At 74.1% G+C, this 18,885-nt stretch carries 13 protein-coding genes; 11 read left to right on the top strand and 2 right to left on the bottom strand.

The genetic code is table 11. The features are described from left to right. Nucleotides 1-38: 38 nt before the first annotated feature. Nucleotides 39-983: a non-homologous end joining protein Ku gene (gene ku / locus ACQFYA_RS13335; protein ID WP_499124919.1), complete on the top strand. Its 945-nt coding sequence runs from the start codon at nucleotides 39-41 to the stop codon at nucleotides 981-983. Nucleotides 984-1,004: 21 nt separating this feature from the next. Here the strand turns inward: ku and ACQFYA_RS13330 are convergent, their stop codons facing one another. Continuing rightward, nucleotides 1,005-1,562, bottom strand: a complete 558-nt coding sequence (locus tag ACQFYA_RS13330) for a TetR/AcrR family transcriptional regulator (protein ID WP_499124917.1) — start codon at nucleotides 1,560-1,562, stop codon at nucleotides 1,005-1,007. Between the two features lie 101 nt (nucleotides 1,563-1,663). On the opposite strand from ACQFYA_RS13330, the gene ACQFYA_RS13325 reads away from it, so the two are divergent. From ACQFYA_RS13325 to ACQFYA_RS13285, 9 genes are all read left to right on the top strand, one after another. Further along, a complete protein-coding gene (locus tag ACQFYA_RS13325; RefSeq protein ID WP_499124916.1) occupies nucleotides 1,664-3,232 on the top strand; it encodes an MFS transporter in 1,569 nt (522 codons plus the stop codon). A gap of 61 nt (nucleotides 3,233-3,293) precedes the next feature. Next, nucleotides 3,294-5,051: a metallophosphoesterase family protein gene (locus ACQFYA_RS13320; RefSeq protein WP_499124914.1), complete on the top strand. Its 1,758-nt coding sequence runs from the start codon at nucleotides 3,294-3,296 to the stop codon at nucleotides 5,049-5,051. Between the two features lie 20 nt (nucleotides 5,052-5,071). Further along, entirely contained in the window at nucleotides 5,072-5,779 is a 708-nt protein-coding gene (locus tag ACQFYA_RS13315; RefSeq protein ID WP_499124912.1) for a metal-dependent transcriptional regulator, read from the top strand. 194 nt (nucleotides 5,780-5,973) lie between these two features. Then, a complete protein-coding gene (locus ACQFYA_RS13310) occupies nucleotides 5,974-7,110 on the top strand; it encodes an MFS transporter (protein WP_499127536.1) in 1,137 nt (378 codons plus the stop codon). A gap of 53 nt (nucleotides 7,111-7,163) precedes the next feature. Next, nucleotides 7,164-7,820 (top strand): vitamin K epoxide reductase family protein, encoded by a 657-nt coding sequence (locus ACQFYA_RS13305; protein ID WP_499124911.1) that lies wholly within the window; start codon nucleotides 7,164-7,166, stop codon nucleotides 7,818-7,820. Nucleotides 7,821-7,863: 43 nt separating this feature from the next. Further along, entirely contained in the window at nucleotides 7,864-10,797 is a 2,934-nt protein-coding gene (leuS, locus tag ACQFYA_RS13300; protein ID WP_499124909.1) for a leucine--tRNA ligase, read from the top strand. A gap of 29 nt (nucleotides 10,798-10,826) precedes the next feature. Beyond that, complete coding sequence (locus ACQFYA_RS13295; protein WP_499124908.1) at nucleotides 10,827-12,395, top strand: DUF3375 family protein; 1,569 nt, start codon at nucleotides 10,827-10,829, stop codon at nucleotides 12,393-12,395. Beyond that, nucleotides 12,392-13,117, top strand: a complete 726-nt coding sequence (locus tag ACQFYA_RS13290; protein WP_499124906.1) for a DUF4194 domain-containing protein — start codon at nucleotides 12,392-12,394, stop codon at nucleotides 13,115-13,117. Before ACQFYA_RS13295 ends, ACQFYA_RS13290 begins: the two co-directional genes overlap by 4 nt. Beyond that, entirely contained in the window at nucleotides 13,114-16,515 is a 3,402-nt protein-coding gene (locus ACQFYA_RS13285; RefSeq protein ID WP_499124904.1) for an ATP-binding protein, read from the top strand. Before ACQFYA_RS13290 ends, ACQFYA_RS13285 begins: the two co-directional genes overlap by 4 nt. Before the next feature lie 25 nt (nucleotides 16,516-16,540). Here the strand turns inward: ACQFYA_RS13285 and ACQFYA_RS13280 are convergent, their stop codons facing one another. Beyond that, a complete protein-coding gene (locus ACQFYA_RS13280; protein WP_499124901.1) occupies nucleotides 16,541-17,182 on the bottom strand; it encodes a TetR/AcrR family transcriptional regulator in 642 nt (213 codons plus the stop codon). Nucleotides 17,183-17,362: 180 nt separating this feature from the next. On the opposite strand from ACQFYA_RS13280, the gene ACQFYA_RS13275 reads away from it, so the two are divergent. Continuing rightward, nucleotides 17,363-18,868: an MFS transporter gene (locus ACQFYA_RS13275; protein WP_499124900.1), complete on the top strand. Its 1,506-nt coding sequence runs from the start codon at nucleotides 17,363-17,365 to the stop codon at nucleotides 18,866-18,868. The last annotated feature ends 17 nt before the right edge of the window (nucleotides 18,869-18,885 follow it).

The raw sequence follows: 18,885 nt of genomic DNA, 5'->3' as shown, positions 1-18,885 counted from the left end.
CGGTGGCGCGTCCTGCCTGGTCGCGTGACCATGGACCCATGAGGGCGATCTGGAAGGGCGCCGTGACGTTCGGCCTCGTCAACGTCCCGGTCAAGCTGTACAGCGCGACCGAGGACCACGACGTGCCCCTGCACCAGGTGCACGACGAGGACGGCGGGCGCATCCGGTACCGGCGCGTGTGCGAGCTGGACGGCGAGGAGGTGCCGTACCAGCACATCGACCGCGCCTACGACGACGGCGAGCGCACCGTGGTGCTCACCAAGGACGACCTGTCCGCGCTGCCCGCGGAGGCGAACCGGGAGATCGAGGTCGTCGAGTTCGTGCCGAGCGACCAGATCGACCCGATCATGCTCGACCGCACCTACTACCTGGAGCCGGACTCGAAGAGCCCCAAGGCGTACGTGCTGCTGCGCCGCACGCTCGAGGAGACGGACCGCACGGCGATCGTGAAGTTCGCGCTGCGCCAGCGCACCCGGCTCGCGGCGATGCGGGTGCGCGACGAGGTGCTCGTGATCCAGACGCTCCTGTGGGCGGACGAGGTGCGCGAGGCCGCGTTCCCGTCCCTCGACGGCTCCGTCACGGTCTCCGACAAGGAGCTGGCGATGTCGGGGCAGCTCGTCGCGAGCTACGAGGCGGACTTCGCGCCCGAGGACTACGAGGACGAGTACCAGGCGCAGCTGCGCCTGCTCATCGACGCGAAGATCGAGCAGGGCGAGGCGCTCGACACCTCCGAGACCTTCGGCGAGCAGCCGGAGAAGGAGGACGCCGACGTCATCGACCTCATGGAGGCCCTGCGGCGGAGCGTCTCCGGGTCGAAGGGCGGCTCGACGGGGGAGTCGAAGGACGAGAAGAAGGCGCCGCGGAAGACGGCGTCCAAGGCCCCGGCGAAGAAGACGACGAAGGCTCCTGCGAAGAAGGCCGCGGCGAAGAAGTCGCCGGCGAAGAAGACGGCGTCGAAGCAGGCGGAGCGCAAGACCGGCTGAGCCCGATGCTCGTCCCGGGGGTCAGGCCGGGGAGCCCTCGCCCGGGGAGCGGGCCGCCGCGACCTCGCGCACCAGCACGAGCAGGTCGTCGATGTCGCGGTCCTGCAGGCTCGTCGCGCCGAAGGAGGCGAGGGCGTAGAGGCCCTCGCCCATGAGCGACACGGCCCGGGAGAGCACCGGGTCGCCGAGCTCCTCGCGGACGGTCGCCGTCCACGCGGCCTGCGCCTCGTCGAGGACGTCGCGGGCACGCGGGTAGGCGCCCTGCGCGAGCCGCGAGGCGGCGAGATAGACGATGCCGAACTCCCCGTCGATGACGGTCGACGTGCGCAGCAGGTAGTCGGCGGGACCCTCGGGCGCGCCGCGCATCGTGCCGACGTCGGCGGCGGTGAGCTCGCCGAGGTGGTCGAGGAGACCGTCGACGAGGGCGTCCTTGGACGGGAAGTGGTAGAGCAGCCCGCCCTTGGAGACGCCGGCCCGGTCCGCGACCGCCTCGAGCGTCGCGGCGCGCTCCCCGGACTCGACGAGGAGCTCGGCGAACGCGCGCAGGACCTTGGCTCGGGCAGCAGGGGGTGGCGGCATGTGGACAGCCTAGTGGCGGGCTGTTACTGTACCGGCTGGACGGTGCGGAAGTTCGACGTCACCACGTCGCCCCGACCGTCCAGCAGTGTGAAAGGCACCTCATGGTCTCCACCCAGGTGACGACGCACCGCGCCCCTTCCGCCGCGCGACGCCCCGCCGTCCCCGCGCGCCCCGGCAGCACCAGCTCTGCCGGGCGACGCTGGGCGGCCCTCGCCGTGCTGATGCTGCCGGTGCTCCTCGTCTCGATCGACAACACGGTCCTCAGCTTCGCCCTGCCGCAGATCTCGGAGGCGCTCGCCCCCGGCGGCACGCAGCTGCTGTGGATCGTCGACGTCTACCCGCTCGTGCTCGCCGGCCTCCTGGTGCCGATGGGCGCGGTCGCCGACCGCGTGGGCCGTCGTCGCCTGCTCCTGATCGGGGCGGTCGGCTTCGCCGCCGTGTCCGCGGTCGCGGCCTTCGCACCCACCGCCGGCGCGCTGGTCGCCGCCCGCGCGGGGCTCGGCTTCTTCGGCGCGATGCTCATGCCGTCCACGCTGTCGCTGCTGCGCAACGTCTTCACCGACCGCGACGAGCGCCGGCTGGCCATCGCGATCTGGGCCGCCGGCTTCGCCGCGGGCTCGGCCGTCGGGCCGATCGTCGGCGGTCTGCTGCTCGAGCACTTCTGGTGGGGCTCCGTCTTCCTCCTCGCCGTGCCCGTGCTGGCGCTGCTGCTCGTCCTCGCGCCGGTCTTCGTGCCCGAGTCGCGCGACCCCGCGCCGGGCCGCCTCGACCCGCTGTCGATCGTGCTCGTCATGGGCACGATGACGCCGGTCGTCTACGGGATCAAGACGCTCGCCAAGGGGGCGCTGCCGTCCCTGGGCCTCGCCGCGATCGCCGTCGGCCTCCTCCTGGGCGTGCTCTTCGTGCGCCGCCAGCTGCGCCGTCGGGACCCGATGCTCGACGTGCGGCTGTTCGCCGTCCCCGCGTTCACGGGCAGCGTGCTGGTCAACCTGCTGTCGGTGTTCTCGCTGGTCGGCTTCCTGTTCTTCGTCTCGCAGGACCTGCAGCTCGTCATCGGGCTGTCGCCGGTCGAGGCCGGTCTCGTGCTGCTGCCGGGCACGGTGGCGATGGTCGTCGCCGGCCTGGGCGTGGTGCGCGTGGTGCGCCGGGTGCGGCCGTCGTACGTCGTCGCCGCGGGCCTGGCGCTGTCGGCCGTGGGCTACCTCGTCACCGCGCTCGTCGCGGGACGCGGCGAGGCCGGTTGGCTCGCGCTCGCCTTCGTGGTGCTCGCGATCGGCGTCGGCGCCGCCGAGACGGTCTCGAACGACCTCATCGTCTCGACCGTGCCCGCGGCCAAGGCCGGCGCGGCATCGGCGATCTCCGAGACCGCGTACGAGGTCGGCGCCGTGCTCGGCACGGCGGTGCTCGGCGGCATCCTCACCGGGTCGTACCACGCGAACGTCGTGGTCCCGGCGGGGGTGCCGGCTTCCGACGCCGCCGTCGCGGCGGAGACGCTGGGCGGCGCCGCCGGCGTCGCCTCCGACCTGCCGGCCGGGCAGGCGCAGGCCCTGCTCGACTCCGCGCACGCGGCGTTCGGCAGCGGCGTCGTCGTGACGTCCGCGATCGGCTTCGTCGCCGTCCTCGTGGCGGCCGGGATCGCCCTCACGACGCTGCGCGGCGCGCGGTCCTGATCTCGCGGGCGTCCCGGCGGGGCGTTGGCGTTCCATCCCGCGTTCGGCCAGGGTGGACGCGATGACCGAGGAACGACCGGAGCACGAGCACGAGCCCGCGGAGCCCGCGACCGACGAGCCGGAGCGCCCCGCGCGGCGCGTGCGTCGCACGCCCCCGCGCTGGCTGCGCTGGACGCTCGCCGGGGTGGTGGCCGCGGTGGCGTGCCTCGTCCTCGGGATCAGCACCGCCAGCGCGGAGCTGAGCTTCGGGCCGCACGAGGCCGTGTACTCCGTCACGAACGACGGCCTCGTCGTGGCGGACCTCGGCCCGCTCGGGACCCTCGAGATCGACTCGCCGCTGCCGCTCGGGCTGGGCGTGGACGTCGTCGTCAAGGAGATCCCCGCGGACCTCACGACGGTCGGGGCGGCCAACACCCTCGCCGCGCTGGGGGACGACCTGCAGAGCTACCTGCAGTTCTTCTCCAGCCCGGACGTCGCCGTGCGCAGCGTGGCCTTCGCCCTGATCGAGAACGCGCTGTGGCGGTCCCTCGCCGCGGCCGCCGTGCTCGTCGTGGGCGGGTTCGCGCTGCGCCGGCTGCTCGGCCCCGCCCGGCGGCGCGAGCTGGCCACCTCGCTCGCGCCGCGGACGGGGGAGATCGCGGCCGGCGTCGCCGTCGTCGGTCTCGTGGTCGCGACCCTCTCGTCGGGCAGCGTGGGCACGACACCCCAGGGGCGGCCGGCGTCGTCCGTCTTCGAGGGCACGGCCCTCGAGGGGGCACGGATCACCGGTCGTCTGGCGGGCGTGATCGACACCTACGGCGGTCAGCTCGTCGGGCTGTACCAGGACAACGAGGACTTCTACGCGGGCGCGGACGACAGCCTCACCGAGGCGTGGGACGCGCGGCTCGCCTCCGAGTCCCTGGGCTCCGCCACGGACGCCGGGACCCTGTTCGCCTCGCCCGGCGCGACGCCGGCGGCCCCGCTCGCGGTGCCCTCGGGCTCCGAGGACGACCTGGTCACCTTCCTCGTGATCTCCGACCTGCACTGCAACACCGGGATGACGCCGCTCATCGCGCAGACCGTGGAGCGCTCGGGTGCCGACGTCGTGCTCAACGCGGGGGACACGACGATGAACGGCACGTCCGTGGAGAAGGTGTGCGTCGACTCCTTCGCGTCCGCCGTGCCGCGCGGCACCCCCATGGTCGTCTCGGACGGCAACCACGACTCGCAGATCACGTCCGACCAGGAGGCGGCGCACGGCCAGAAGATCCTCGACGGCCAGGTGATCGAGGTCGAGGGGGTGCGCATCCTCGGCGACCGGGACGCCCTCGAGACGCGCGTGGGCGTGGGGACGAACGTCGCGCGGGAGCGGATGCCCGAGCAGCAGGCGAGCGACCTCGCCACCGTCGCCTGCGAGGACGGCGGCGTGGACCTCCTGATGATCCACACGCCGCCGGTGGGCCTGGGCGCCATGGAGACCGGCTGCGTGCCGTTCCAGATCTCCGGTCACACGCACCAGCGGTCCGGGCCGGAGCAGGTGGGCCAGGGCATCCGGTACGTCAACGGGTCCACGGCCGGGGCCGCGCCGAACCAGCCGACCGTCGGCCCGCTGCACGGCACCGCGCAGATGACCGTGCTGCGCTTCGACCCGGAGACGCGCCGGATGGTGGACGTGCAGGTGGTGAGCGTCACGCCCGACGGCGAGGCGACGGTGGGGGAGCGGGAGCCCGTGCCCGAGGTGGTGCCGGCGTCCGACGACGCGCTCTCGTCGTCCGCGGTCGTGCCCGACCAGGACGGCGACCCCGGGACGACGACGAGCGGGACGGCGGGGACGCCTTAGCCCCCGTTAGGCTCGGGACCGTGCACGAACCCACCCCCGCGCAGGCCCTCGACCCGGACGAGCTGACACCCGTCGCCCAGGACTACCTCAAGGCGGTCTGGTCGGCCCAGGAGTGGTCCGACGAGAAGGTCACGACCGGGCTGCTGGCCGACCGGCTGGGCGTGGGGCCCTCGACGGTCTCCGAGACGGTGCGCCGCCTCACGACGCAGGGCCTGCTGGGCCACGAGCCGTACGGCGGCGTCTGGCTCACGGAGACGGGTCGTCGGTACGCGCTCGTGATGGTGCGACGCCACCGGCTGCTGGAGACGTGGCTGGTGCGCGACCTCGGGTACGCCTGGGACGAGGTGCACGACGAGGCCGAGGTGCTGGAGCACGCGGTGTCCGACCGGCTCGTCGAGCGGATCTCGGCGCGGCTCGGCCACCCGGAGCGCGACCCGCACGGCGACCCGATCCCGTTCGCCGACGGGCGTCTGGTGCGCCCGGACGCGGTGCCGCTGGTGGACCTCGAGGCGGGCGCCCGCGGCGTGGTCGCGCGCATCTCCGACGCCGACCCCGAGGCGCTGCGGTACCTGGCCGACCTGGGCATCGACCTGGACCTGCCGGTGCGGCTGACGTCGCGCCGGGAGTTCGCCGGGACGGTCGGCGTGGCGTGGGAGGCCCAGGGCCGCGAGGTCGCCGTGGACCTCGGCCTGCTGGCGGCCTCGCGCATCTGGGTCGTGCGCGCGTAGGCTGACCCGGTTCCCCGACGACGTGCACGCGGCTGACCCGCGTCACATCGTCGAATCGTTTCGAGCGTCTCTCCCGAGCGCGACCACCTGAGAGAGCGAGAGCCCACGTGACCGAGACGACCACGAGCGGCACCCCCGCGACCGGAACCACGTCGACCACGCCCGCGTCGGCGTCCCCGCACGTCGGTGCCGCCCTGTTCGCGCTCGCCGTGGGCGGGTTCACCATCGGCACCACCGAGTTCGCCACGATGGGCCTGCTGCCGCAGATCGGCGCGGACCTGGGCGTCAGCGACCCCGTGGTCGGGCACGCCATCACGGCCTACGCGGTGGGCGTGGTGGTCGGCGCCCCGCTGCTGACGGTCGCGGCCGCGCGGATGTCCCGGAAGCGGCTGCTGCTGTGCCTCATGGGCTTCTACACCGTGGCCAACGTGCTGTCGGCCGCCGCGCCGGGCATCGAGAGCCTCGTCGTGGGCCGCTTCCTCGCCGGCCTTCCGCACGGCGCCTTCTTCGGCGTCGGGGCCGCTGTCGGCGCGTCGGTGGCCGGGCCCGGGCGCCGCGGGCACGCGGTGTCCATGATGATGACCGGCCTGACGGTCGCGAACGTCGTGGGCGTGCCGCTGTCCACCGCGGTGGGCCAGAGCCTCGGCTGGCGCGCCGCGTTCGTGGTCATCGGGGTGCTGGGGGCCGTCACGCTGCTCGGCATCTGGCGGTTCGTGCCCGAGCAGGGGCCGGTGGACACCAGCGTGCGCCGGGAGCTGGGCACCCTGCGCAACGGCCCGCTGTGGATCTCGTTCGCGGCCGGGGCGATCGGCTTCGGCGGGCTCTTCGCCGTCTACACCTACGTGGCGCCGACGGTCACCAAGGTGGCCGGGATGCCCGAGAGCGCCGTGCCCTGGGTGCTCGCCGTGTTCGGCGTCGGCATGACGGTCGGCACGCTGCTGGGCGGCCGGCTGGTCGACCGGAACGTGTTGCGCACCGTGATCTGGGGCTTCGTCGCCACCGCGCTGTCGCTGGTCCTCTTCGCGCTGGTCGGCACGTCCCCGGTGCCGGCCGTGCTGGGCCTGTTCGCGCTCGCGGTCACCTCGCAGACGCTCGGCCTGGCCATGCAGACCCGGCTCATGGACCTGTCCCCGCGGGCGCAGTCCCTCGGCGCGGCCCTGTGCCACTCGGCGCTCAACATCGGCAACGCGAGCGGCGCGTTCTTCGGCGGACTGGTCATCGCCGCCGGCTACGGGTACCTCGCCCCCGCGTGGGTGGGCCTCGCGCTCACGCTCGTGGGCCTCGCCATGGTGCTGGCGTTCGGCCGGCAGCGCGTGGCGCACGCGGGCTGAGGGGTGCCCGCCCGGGGCCCGGACCTCCAGCGAGGTGGGGTACGGTCACGCTCGTGAGCCCGAGCGTGCGCGACGAGACCCACGACGACGACGCGGCCGAGGCCGCGGTCCAGCCCGGCCCTCGCGGCCTGTCGCCCCGTGCCTACGGAACGCTGCTGGTCGTGCTGGGCGCGATCGGCTTCGGCGGGGCGTTCTGGCTGAGCTACGAGAAGATCGAGAGCTTCCTCGACCCGGGCCGGGTGGCCAGCTGCACCATCAACATCTTCCTGTCGTGCAGCGTGGCGATGGAGTCGTGGCAGGGGTCGCTGCTCGGGTTCCCCAACCCGTTCATCGGGCTGGCCGCGTTCCCGGTGGTGGTCACCACGGGTGTGGTGCTGCTGGCCGGCGCCCGGCTGCCGCGGTGGTACCACCTGTGCCTGCTCGCCGGGACCGTGCTCGGTCAGCTGCTGATCTTCTTCCTCATGTGGACGAGCTTTTACGTGCTGGTGAAGCTCTGCCCCGCGTGCATGGTGGTGTGGACGATCATGTGGCCGCTGCTGTGGTTCCAGGTGGTGCACGCGGTGCAGGAGGGGCACCTGCGGGTGGGCGAGGGCCTGCGGAGGGCCGTCGTGCGCAACCGTGGGCTGGTGCTGATCATCGGGTACGTCGTCGCGATCGGGTGGCTCCTGCTGGCCGTGGGCGGTCCGCTCTTCGCGTCGTTCGGCCTGTGAAAACACGGCCGGGGCCGGGGGTCCCGGCCGGTAGACTCGCCGGGTGAGCACGCCCGACACCGCACCCGCCCGATCCGAGGCTCCGACCGAGCCGGTCCACCGCTACACGCCCGCCCTCGCCCAGCAGATCGAGGAGCGCTGGCAGGACCTGTGGGAGGAGCAGGGCACCTTCTGGGCGGCCAACCCGACCGGCGCGCTCACCGACGGCGACGGCGAGCACGGCACCGGCGACCCGTTCTTCATCATGGACATGTTCCCGTACCCGTCGGGCGCGGGGCTGCACGTCGGGCACCCGCTGGGCTTCATCGCCACGGACGTCGTGGGCCGGTACCGGATGATGTGCGGCGACAACGTGCTGCACGCGATGGCGTTCGACGCGTTCGGCCTGCCGGCCGAGCAGTACGCGGTGCAGACGGGCGAGCACCCGCGGCTGGTGACCGAGCGGAACATCACGGTCTACCAGCGCCAGCTGCGCCGGATGGGCCTGGCGCACGACCCGCGCCGGAGCTTCGCCACGATCGACAGCGACTACGTGCGCTGGACGCAGTGGATCTTCCTGCAGATCTTCGACGCCTGGTACGACGCCGAGGCCGACGGCGGCAAGGGCCGCGCGCGCCGGATCTCCGAGCTCGAGGCCGCGTACGCGTCGGGCGAGCGCGCGCTGCCGGACGGTCGGTCCTGGGCCGCGCTGACCGACGTCGAGCGGCGTGACGTGCTGGACGCGCAGCGGCTGGCGTACGTGGACGAGTCGGTCGTCAACTGGTGCCCGGGCCTGGGCACGGTGCTGGCGAACGAGGAGGTCACCTCCGACGGCCGCTCCGAGCGCGGCAACTTCCCGGTGTTCCAGCGCAGCCTGCGCCAGTGGAAGATGCGGATCACGGCCTACGCCGACCGCCTGACCGACGACCTGGAGCTCATCGACTGGCCGGAGAAGGTCAAGTCCATGCAGCGCAACTGGATCGGCCGCTCCACGGGCGCGAACGTGCGGTTCGACGTCGTCGCCGGCGAGTACGACGCGGCGGGCGCGGGCGCGCAGGTCGAGGTCTTCACCACCCGCCCCGACACGCTGTTCGGCGCCACCTTCATGGTCGTCGCGCCCGAGCACCCGCTGCTGGACGAGGTGCCCTCGGCCTGGCCCGACGGCACCCACGGCGTGTGGACCGGCGGGCACGGCACGCCGGCCGAGGCCGTCGCGGCCTACCGCCGCGAGGCGGCCGCCAAGACCGCCGTCGAGCGGCAGGCCGACGCCGGCAAGAAGACCGGCGTCTTCACCGGGCACCTGGCCGTCAACCCCGTCAGCGGCACGCCGGTCCCCGTGTTCACGGCCGACTACGTGCTGATGGGCTATGGCACCGGCGCCATCATGGCCGTGCCGGGCGGCGACCAGCGCGACTTCGACTTCGCCGAGGCGTTCGAGCTGCCGGTGATCCGCACCGTCGAGCCCGCGGGCGGGCTGCCCGAGGACTTCGTCGGCGCGTACACGGGCGACGGCGTGGCCGTGAACTCCGCGAACGACGAGGTCAGCCTCGACGGGCTGGGCGTGGCCGAGGCCAAGGAGCGGATCGTCGCGTGGCTGCAGGCCCGCGGTGCCGGCGAGGGCACCACCACGTACCGGCTGCGTGACTGGCTGTTCAGCCGCCAGCGCTACTGGGGCGAGCCGTTCCCGATCTTGTGGGACGCCGACGACCGCCCGGTCGCGATCCCGGGCCACCTGCTGCCCGTCGAGCTGCCCGAGGTGCCCGACTTCGCGCCGCGCACCTTCGACCCGCAGGACGCCGGGTCCACGCCCGAGGCGCCGCTGGGCCGCAACGAGGACTGGGTGCACGTGACCCTGGACCTGGGTGACGGGCCGCAGCAGTACCGCCGCGACACCAACACCATGCCGAACTGGGCCGGGTCGTGCTGGTACTACCTGCGCTACCTGGACCCCACGGACTCCACGGACGGCCCGTCGGACGGCACCGCCGTGGTCGACCCCGAGCTGGAGTCGTACTGGATGGGTCCGCGCCACAACGCGACGTCCGGCCCGGCCGGCGGCGTCGACCTGTACGTGGGCGGCGTCGAGCACGCGGTGCTGCACCTGCTGTACGCGCGGTTCTGGCACAAGGTGCTGCTGGACCTGGGGTACGTGTCCTCCCTGGAGCCGTTCGGCAAGCTCTTCAACCAGGGCTACGTCCAGGCCTACGCCTTCACCGACGACCGGGGCTTCTACGTGCCCGCCGCCGAGGTCGAGGGCGACGAGCAGTCCGGCTTCACCTACGAGGGCGAGCCCGTCGACCGCGAGTACGGGAAGATGGGCAAGTCCCTGAAGAACGTCGTCACGCCGGACGAGATGTACGAGCAGTACGGCGCCGACACGTTCCGGGTGTACGAGATGTCGATGGGCCCGCTGGACCTGTCGCGCCCGTGGGAGACGCGCGCCGTCGTCGGCTCGCAGCGCTTCCTGCAGCGCCTGTGGCGCAACGTCGTGGACGAGGAGACCGGCGCCCTCACCGTGACGGACGACGAGCCGGACGTCGCCACGCTGCGGGCGATGCACCGCGCGATCGCGGACGTGCGCCTCGAGATGGAGCACATGCGGCCCAACACGGCGATCGCGAAGCTCATCACGTACAACAACCACCTGACCGGCCTGGAGCGGGTGCCGCGCGCGGCGGTCGAGCCGCTGGTGCTCATGGTCGCGCCGATCGCCCCGCACGTCGCGGAGGAGCTGTGGCAGCGGCTCGGGCACGACCGCTCGCTGGCTCGCGCGCCGTTCCCGACGGCCGACGAGCAGTACCTGGTCGAGGACACCGTGACCTGCGTCGTGCAGGTCAAGGGCAAGGTGCGGGGCCGCCTCGAGGTGCCGCCGTCCATCTCGGACGCGGACCTCGAGGCCGCCGCGCTGGCGGAACCGAACGTGGTCCGCGCGATCGACGGAGCGCCGGTGCGCAAGGTGATCGTGCGCGCGCCGAAGCTCGTCAACATCGTCGTCTGAGCTTGTCGACCCCGTTGTCGCGACCCCGGGTGGCGGGCTCCCGCCTCGAGGGCGCCCTGGCACGCAGCCAGGGCGCCTTCGGCACGCCCGCGCTCGCCCTCCTGCACCGCAAGGAGGGGCCGCTGGTCGTCGCGCTGCTGTCCCTGATCTTCACGCCCGGGCGGCCCACGGTGACCACGGAGCAGATGCACGTGGAGGTCGAGGACCTGCTCGCCGAGGCGCGGGCCGTGGGGCACGACGTGCCCGAGGACGCGGCCCGCGCGCTGTGCTCGCGCTGGGTCGCCGGCCGCTGGCTGGTGCGCGCGCTCGACGACGACGGCGTCGAGCAGTACCAGGTGAGCTCGCACGCGGCGGAGGCGCTCGCGTTCGTGGACCGCACGCAGGGCGCCCGTGCCCTGGTGAGCGAGTCGCGCATCCGCACGCTGCTCGTCGCTCTGGACGGGCTCGCGCGCGACGCCCGCCCGGACCGCGAGTCGCAGCAGCGGGCACTGCGCGAGCAGGTCGCCCGTGCCCGCGACGAGATCGCCGCGGCCGAGGCGGAGCTGGCGCGGCTCGAGGCCGGCGGGCCGGTGGTCGAGGCGCCGACGGAACGGCTCGTCGAGCAGTTCGACAACGTCGCAGCGCTGGTGCGCGAGCTGCCGGCCGACTTCGCCCGCGTGGCCGAGTCGATCGCCGAGCTGCAGCGCAGCATCGTCACGAACCTGCGCCAGGACGAGCGCCCGACCGGCGAGGTGCTCGGCGCCTACCTCGAGGCGTCGGACTCGCTCATGCAGCGCACGCCCGAGGGGCGCGCGTTCTCGGGCGCGATGGAGCTGCTGCGCGACCCGCAGCTGCTCGGCCAGGTGGACGAGCGGGTCCGGGCGGTGCTGGCCCACCCCTTCGCGGCCGACCTGCCCGCGGACCGCCGGGAGGCGGTGCGCGCCCTGTACGCGCAGCTGCTGGCCGCCGTCGACGGCGTGCTCGACGCCCAGGCGCGCGCCTCGCGGACCATCACCCAGCAGCTCACGGTGCACAACCCGCTGCGCGACCGCGAGCTCGACGCCGCCCTGCGGGAGGCCACCGCAGCGATGGCCGACTGGTTCCCGACCGCCGGGCGCGCCGCGCGCGTCGAGCCGCTGCGCTGGCTCGAGCGGGCGCGGCTCGGGCGCTTCCGGGCCCAGCTGCACGACCTGCGCCCCGACACGCCGCCCGACGCGCTCTCCGACCTCGACCTCGGCGACGACGACGCGGGCGGCGACGCCGGGGCACTGCTCGGGGGCCTGCTCGGCATGGGCGGCCCGCGATACGACGAGACCATGGCCCATGCCGCGCGCGTGCTGCGCGAGCGCGGCGGGGCGTCCGCCGACGAGGTGTTCGCGGCCGCGCCCGCGGAGCTCCGCCGCCCCGTGGAGCTGCTCGGGTACCTGGAGCTGGCGGCGCCGGGCGCTCTCGACGAGGCGCTGGCGGCCGGCGACGTGCCCGCCGCCGGCCTGCGCCGGGTCACGACGGTGCGTGCCGACGGCAGCACCCGCGAGCTGGTGGTGCCGCGGGTGCGCATCGAGGTGCCGGACGAGGTGCCGGACGGGGCGGCCGCCGCCGACGACGAGGAGGACGCATGACCGGGACGACGGCGGAGCCGGCACGGGAGGACACCTCGTTCGTCGAGGCGCCCGTGATCGTGGACGACGACGCGGCGCTGTTCGCCGGCGACACGGGCGTGCTGCCGTACGACGCGCGGCGCGCGCTGGCGCTGGTGCTGCAGCGCCGGTACCTGTCCGCAGCGGCCCACCCCGCGGAGTGGAAGGCGCTGCTGGCGCATCAGAACGTGCTGGCGTCGCGGTGCCACGACATGTTCGTCGAGCTCGTCGTGGACCGCGACTACGAGATCGCCTACAAGCGGCAGGTGCGGGAGGCGGGCCTCAGCATCCCTGTGCTGCTCAAGGACGAGCCGTACAAGCGGGTCGAGACGCTGCTCATGCTGTTCGCGCGCAACCGCTTCCGGCAGGAGCACGGCGCGGGAGAGCGCGCGGCGCACGTCGACGCGGAGGAGCTGGTGGACTACGCGCTCGGCTTCCTCGCCGCGGACGAGACCAACCTCGCGGCGCGGCGCCGCGAGATCGACAACGCGATCGGCGCGCTGGTGCGCGAGCACGTGCTCGACGAGGTCGCCGACGGCCGTTACCGCGTGCAGCCGGTGGTGGAGATCCTGCTGCCCGTCGAGCGGCTGCGGGCGCTGACGGAGTGGCTGCGCGGCGGGGGCGTCGTCGAGCCCGAGCACGAGCCCGAGGCGGCCGTCGACGAGACGGACGCCGTCGACGAGGACGAGGAGGCCACGGCGTGACCGTCACGAGCGTCACCACCGCCCCGCAGGACGCGCCGCGCATGCAGCAGTCGCTGTTCGGACTGATCCCGACGGCGTCGGACGGCCGGCAGTGGACCGCCCGCTCCATGCAGCTCGTGAGCTGGGGCGGCTACCACGGCTACCACGAGGTGCGGTTCGCGGGCACGACCACGCTGCTCACGGGCGCGTCCGGATCCGGGAAGTCGACGCTGCTGGACGCGTACATCGCACTCATGATGAGCCACACGACGCCGTTCAACGGCGCGTCGAACACGGCGACGAGCGGGCGGGCGCGCGGGCAGGAGCAACGCAACGTCGTGTCGTACGCGCGGGGCAAGCTCGACGAGCAGCGCAGCGCCGGGGCCGCGACGGCCAAGGACCGCGTGCTGCGCGGGGAGAGCGCGGACACCTGGTCGGCGATCGCGATGACGTGGTCGTCGCAGTCGGGCGAACAGCTCACCGCGCTGCGCGCCTGGTACGTGCCGCGGGGCGTGCAGCGCACGGACGAGACGGTCGCCGTGCGCGCCGTCGCCGACCGCGACGTCTCGCTGCGTGAGCTGGAGCCGCTGGTGGCCCAGCGCTTCGCCAAGCCGGGCCTCACGGCGGCGGGCCTGACGACGTTCGACACGGACAAGGCGTTCGCCACCCGGCTGCACGCCGCGCTGGGCATCGGCGCGGCGGGCGACGGCGAGAAGGCGATGCAGCTGCTGGGCCGCATCCAGGCGGGGCAGCAGATCACCACGGTCGACTCCCTGTACAAGGCGATGGTGCTCGAGGAGCCGGAGACGATCCGGGTGGCCGAGCGCGCCGTCGAGCACTTCGACGAGCTGAGCGAGGTGCGCGCCGAGATGGACACGGCGCAGCGGCAGGTGGACGTGCTGCGCCCCATGCTCGAGCACCGCGCCGCGATCGACGAGGCCGCCGCGTCGGCACGGCTCGTGGCCTCGCTCGGCCCCGACGGTGGGCCGGACGGCGGCGTCACGCCGTTCACCGCCTGGCGCGACCGCACCCAGCTCGACCTCCTGCGCGGCGCGGAGGCGGAGAACCGGGCGCAGCACAAGGCCGCGGCCGAGCGGGTCGCCGTCGCCGAGGAGCGGCTCGCGGCGGCCGACGCGGAGCTCGAGCAGGTGCGGGCCGACCAGCGCCGCAACGGCGGCGACGCCATCGAGGCGGCCGAGCGGGAGGTGCGGACGGCCGAGCAGCGGCTCGCCGAGGTGCGGCGTGCCCGCGCCGAGCTCGAGGGGCACCTGGCGCCGCTGGAACGCGAGGTCGGCACCCGGCGCGAGCTGGAGGCGCTGCACGCCGACGCCCGCCGGTACCGGGACGAGCGCGACACCCACACCGACGCGCTGTCGGAGGCAGTGATCGAGGCCAGCGCGCGTGAGAAGGAGGCGGGCCGCGCCCTGGCGGAGCTGGAGCGCGAGGAGGCCTCGCTCAAGGCGCGGCGGGGCAACGTGCCGCGCGAGCTGCACGAGGCACGGGAGGCGATGGCGCGGGCCGCCGGTCTGGGCGCCGAGGACGTGCCGTTCGTCGGTGAGCTGCTCGAGGTGCGCGGCGAGTACGAGCCGTGGCGCGACGCGATCGGCCTCGCGCTCGGCGGATTCGGTGTGACGATGCTGGTCGACGAGGCCCGCCTGGACGCGTTCCGGGCCGCGATCGACACCGTCCGCTCGCCCGTCCGCGTGCGCTTCGAGGGCGTCCCCACGGGGCTGCCGCTGCACGAGGAGGCCGACCGCACGCTGCTGCCCGGCCGGCTCGAGGTCAAGGCCGGCCCGTTCGGCGGCTGGCTCGCGGGGCGGCTCGCGGAGCGGTTCGGCCACGTCTGCGTCGACCACCCCGCCCAGCTCGCCGAGCACGACCTCGCCCTCACGCGGGCCGGGCAGACGTCCGAGGGGCGCCGCGGCGCCCACGGCGGCCAGGGCAGGGCGTCGGTGCTCGGGTTCAGCAACCACCGCCGGCTCGAGCAGCTCGCCGAGCAGATCGGCGCCGCCCACCAGGAGCTCCGGCAGGCCGCCGAGTCGCTCGCCGGCGCGCGCCTGCGGCAGAAGGGGGAGGCGGACCACTTCGTCGCCCACAGCCAGGCGCTGCGCGTGGAGTGGGACGACATCGACCTGGCGGGGGCGGAGTCCCGCGTCGCGGAGCGGCACGAGCGGCTCGCGTCGCTGGTCGCCGGCTCCGACGTGCTGCGCGCGCTCAAGGCGGACGAGGAGGCGCTGCGCGCCCGGGTCGACGAGCTGCACCGCGAGCGCGCGGCGGCGCAGCAGCGCGTGACGGAGCTCGGCGCGGCGTGGGAGCAGATCAGCGACCAGGTGGACCAGGTCGCGGACGCCGTCGAGCGCGCCGACGCCGACGGCGTCGAGCCGACACCGGAGCAGGCCCGTCGCCTGGCCGAGCTCATGACCCAGGTCGGGTGGTCGGGCACGGCCGGCACCCCGGGGAGCGGCCTCGCCGACCTCACGACCGCCGTGGGCGCCGTCGTGCGCGAGCTGCGGCACGAGCTCGAGACGGCCCAGGAGACCGAGCGCACCGCGCGGGCGGCGCTGGCCGCGCTCTTCGAGCGGTTCGACGACGCGTGGCCCGACCCGAACCGCACCGCCGACCCCGATGCCGCGTACGCCGACTTCCTGCGGATCTACGAGGAGCTCGAGTTCCAGCAGCTGTACCGGCTGCGGGACAGGTGGTCCGCGCACCTGCGCCAGATGTCGGGCGACCAGCTCACCCGGCTCAACAACGGCATCGCGCAGGCGGTCGCGGAGATCCGCGACCGGATGGAGCCCGTCAACGCGATCCTCGGGACCCTGCCGTTCCGCGACGACGAGCACCGGTTGCGCATCACCGCGACCCCCGTCGAGGGCAACGACGTGGCGTCGTTCCGGCGCCTGCTGCGCGAGCTGGCGACGACCCCGGCGGGCGACGTGCCGCTGGCCGAGCACGAGCGCCGCTACGCCCGGATGGCCCGGCTGATCGACCGCATCCGGCCGGACAGCCCCGAGCGGCGCCGGCTGGTCGACGTGCGCGACCACGTGCGCATCAGCGCCGAGTGCGTGGACCTGGACGGCAACCACGTGAGCGTCTACGACCACATCGCCGGCAAGTCCGGCGGCGAGTCGCAGGAGCTCGTCGCGTTCATCGTCGGCGCCGCGCTGCGCTACCAGCTCGGCGACGCCGGGGCCGAGCGGCCCCGGTACGCGCCGGTCTTCCTCGACGAGGCGTTCATCAAGGCCGACGCCCGGTTCGCCGGCCGCGCGGTCGGCGCGTGGCGGGGGCTCGGGTTCCAGCTCGTCGTCGGGGCGCCGTTGGACAAGGTGAGCGCGCTGGAGCCGCACGCGGACGTCGTGCTGCAGGCCATCAAGGACGCGACCGGCCGGTCGCGGCTGGTGACGCTCGTGGGGGAGTGAGGCCCCGCCCCGGCGGGTGCGGCCGTCAGCGGGTCGAGGGCGCCGTCGCGAGGGGGGTCAGCACCTCGCGCAGGAGCCGCTCCACGTAGGCGGGGTCGAGCTCGACGCCCTCGACCACCTTGCGGTACGAGATGAGCGCCGGCACCACCGTGCTCACCAGGTCGAGGTCGCGGTCCGCCGGGACCTCGCCGCGGTCCCTGGCGCGCTCGAGGAGCGCACGCATCTGCTGCACCTTCGGTCGCACGAAGCTCGCGTGGAACTGGCGCGCGAGCTCCGGGTCGCGGCGGACCTCCGCCATGAGACCAGGGACGAGGCGGTCGGTGGCCGCCGTCTTGCGCGCGCGCCGCAGCTTCTCCAGCGCCAGCAGGTCGCCCTCGAGGGTGCCGGTGTCGGGGACGTCGGCAGGGTCCAGGTCGTTCCCCAGCCCGCAGGTCACCGCCTCGACGGCGAGGTCGGACTTGGTCGTCCAGCGACGGTAGAGCGTGGCCTTGCTGGCGCCCGCGCGCCCGGCGACGGCGTCCATCGTCATCCCGCCGTAGCCGACCTCGGCGAGGAGCTCCCGCGCGGCGTCGAGGATCGCGACGTCGCGGGAGGCGTCGCGGGGGCGGCCGCCGCGCGCGAGCGGGGTGGCGGGTGCGTCGTCGACGACGTCGTCGGCGGCCTTCATGGTGTGTCCTCCGTCCGGTCCCGGGGCGGTCGCCGGCGGCGCCGTTCGCCGTGGGTGAACTTCCCCGCTGTTTCGGTACTCACAGGTTTCGAAACCGCCGAGTACCGCATACCGTCGATGGTACCCGCGCCGGCAGGCCTCGCGGCCGGGTCCCACTCCATCCCTCTCGGGAGCACCTTCATGACCACCACTCCACCCGCGCCCTCGCGCGCCCCCGCGGACTCACGACGCTGGCTGGTCCTGGCCACGGTCGCCATCGCCCAGCTGATGGTCGTGCTCGACGCGACCATCGTGAACATCGCCATGCCCTCCGCTCAGGCCGAGCTCGGCTTCAGCGACAACGACCGCCAGTGGGTCGTCACCGCCTACGCGCTCGCGTTCGGCAGCCTGCTGCTGCTGGGCGGCCGCCTCTCCGACCTCCTCGGCCGGCGGCGCACCTTTCTCGTCGGGCTCGTCGGCTTCGCCGTCGCCTCGGCGCTGGGCGGCGCGGCGCAGAGCTTCGAGATGCTCGTGGCGGCCCGCGCGCTCCAGGGCGCGTTCGCGGCCGTGCTCGCGCCCGCCGCGCTGTCCGTGCTGACCACGACCTTCACCACGCCTGCCGAGCGCGGGCGTGCCTTCGGCGTCTTCGGCGCGATCGCCGGCATGGGCGGCGCCGTCGGCCTGCTGCTCGGCGGCTTCCTCACCCAGAACTTCGACTGGCGCTGGAACCTGTACGTCAACCTGTTCTTCGCGGCCGTCGCCGTCGTCGCCGGGCTGGTGCTCCTGCCCCGCGGGGAGAAGGGGCGCCGCCAGCGCCTCGACGTCCCCGGTGTCGCCCTGGGCTCGGCAGGCCTCTTCCTGCTCGTGTACGGCTTCTCCCAGGCGGAGCCGCAGGGCTGGAACTCGGCCTGGACGTGGGGCCCGCTCGCGGCGTCCGTGGTCCTCCTCGTCGCGTTCGTGGGGTGGCAGCGCCGTGCGGCCCACCCGCTCCTGCCGCTGTCGATCGTCACCGACCGCGACCGTGCCGGCTCCTTCGTCGCGATCTTCGTCGCGGGCGTCGGGATGTTCGGCGTCTCCCTCTTCCTCACCTACTACCTGCAGGCGACGATGGGGTACGACCCGATGCGCACCGGCGTGGCCTTCCTGCCGATGGTGCTCGCGATCATCGTCACCGCGCAGGTCTCGAACAACGTCACCCTGCCCCGGCTCGGCGCCAAGGTGCTGGTCCCCGCCGGGCTGGCGATCTGCATGGTCGCGATGGCCTGGTTCTCGCGGCTCGACGTCGACAGCACCTACGCCACCGGCGTCCTGCCCGGGCTCGTGCTCCTGGGCGTGGGCATGGGCAGCACGATGCCGCCGTCCATCCAGACGGCGACCGTCGGCGTCCAGGGCCCGTACGCGGGCGTGGCGTCCGCCATGGTCTCGACCTCCCAGCAGGTGGGCGGAGCGCTCGGGACCGCGGTGCTCAACACCCTCGCCGCGACCGCCGCGGCCTCCTACGTCACCGGGCACCTGCCCGCGACGCCCGACGTCGTCGCGCGGGCGGCCGTGGAGAGCTACGACGTGGCGTTCACGTGGTCGGCCGGCATCTTCCTGGTCGGCGCGCTGCTCGCGGCCGCGCTCTTCCGCCGTCGGTCGGCGCGCGCGGCTCAGACCGTGACGCACGCCGAGCCCGTCGCGGCCGCGCTGCGGCCCGCCGAGGCCTGATGGACAGGCCGCGCACG

The sequence above is a fragment of the Promicromonospora sp. Marseille-Q5078 genome (assembly GCF_050315395.1).
Classification (GTDB): Bacteria; Actinomycetota; Actinomycetes; order Actinomycetales; family Cellulomonadaceae; genus Isoptericola.
The sequence above is the reverse complement of the archived record's forward strand: the minus strand, read 5'-3'. Positions and strand labels throughout refer to the sequence as shown.

Coding starts and splice junctions, on each gene's coding strand:
- ACQFYA_RS13290 (WP_499124906.1), top strand. CDS start 12,392: ATGACCGGGACGACGGCGGAGCCGGCACGGGAGGACACCTCGTTCGTC.
- ku (WP_499124919.1), top strand. CDS start 39: ATGAGGGCGATCTGGAAGGGCGCCGTGACGTTCGGCCTCGTCAACGTC.
- ACQFYA_RS13320 (WP_499124914.1), top strand. CDS start 3,294: ATGACCGAGGAACGACCGGAGCACGAGCACGAGCCCGCGGAGCCCGCG.
- ACQFYA_RS13325 (WP_499124916.1), top strand. CDS start 1,664: ATGGTCTCCACCCAGGTGACGACGCACCGCGCCCCTTCCGCCGCGCGA.
- ACQFYA_RS13280 (WP_499124901.1), bottom strand. CDS start 17,182: ATGAAGGCCGCCGACGACGTCGTCGACGACGCACCCGCCACCCCGCTC.
- ACQFYA_RS13275 (WP_499124900.1), top strand. CDS start 17,363: ATGACCACCACTCCACCCGCGCCCTCGCGCGCCCCCGCGGACTCACGA.
- ACQFYA_RS13330 (WP_499124917.1), bottom strand. CDS start 1,562: ATGCCGCCACCCCCTGCTGCCCGAGCCAAGGTCCTGCGCGCGTTCGCC.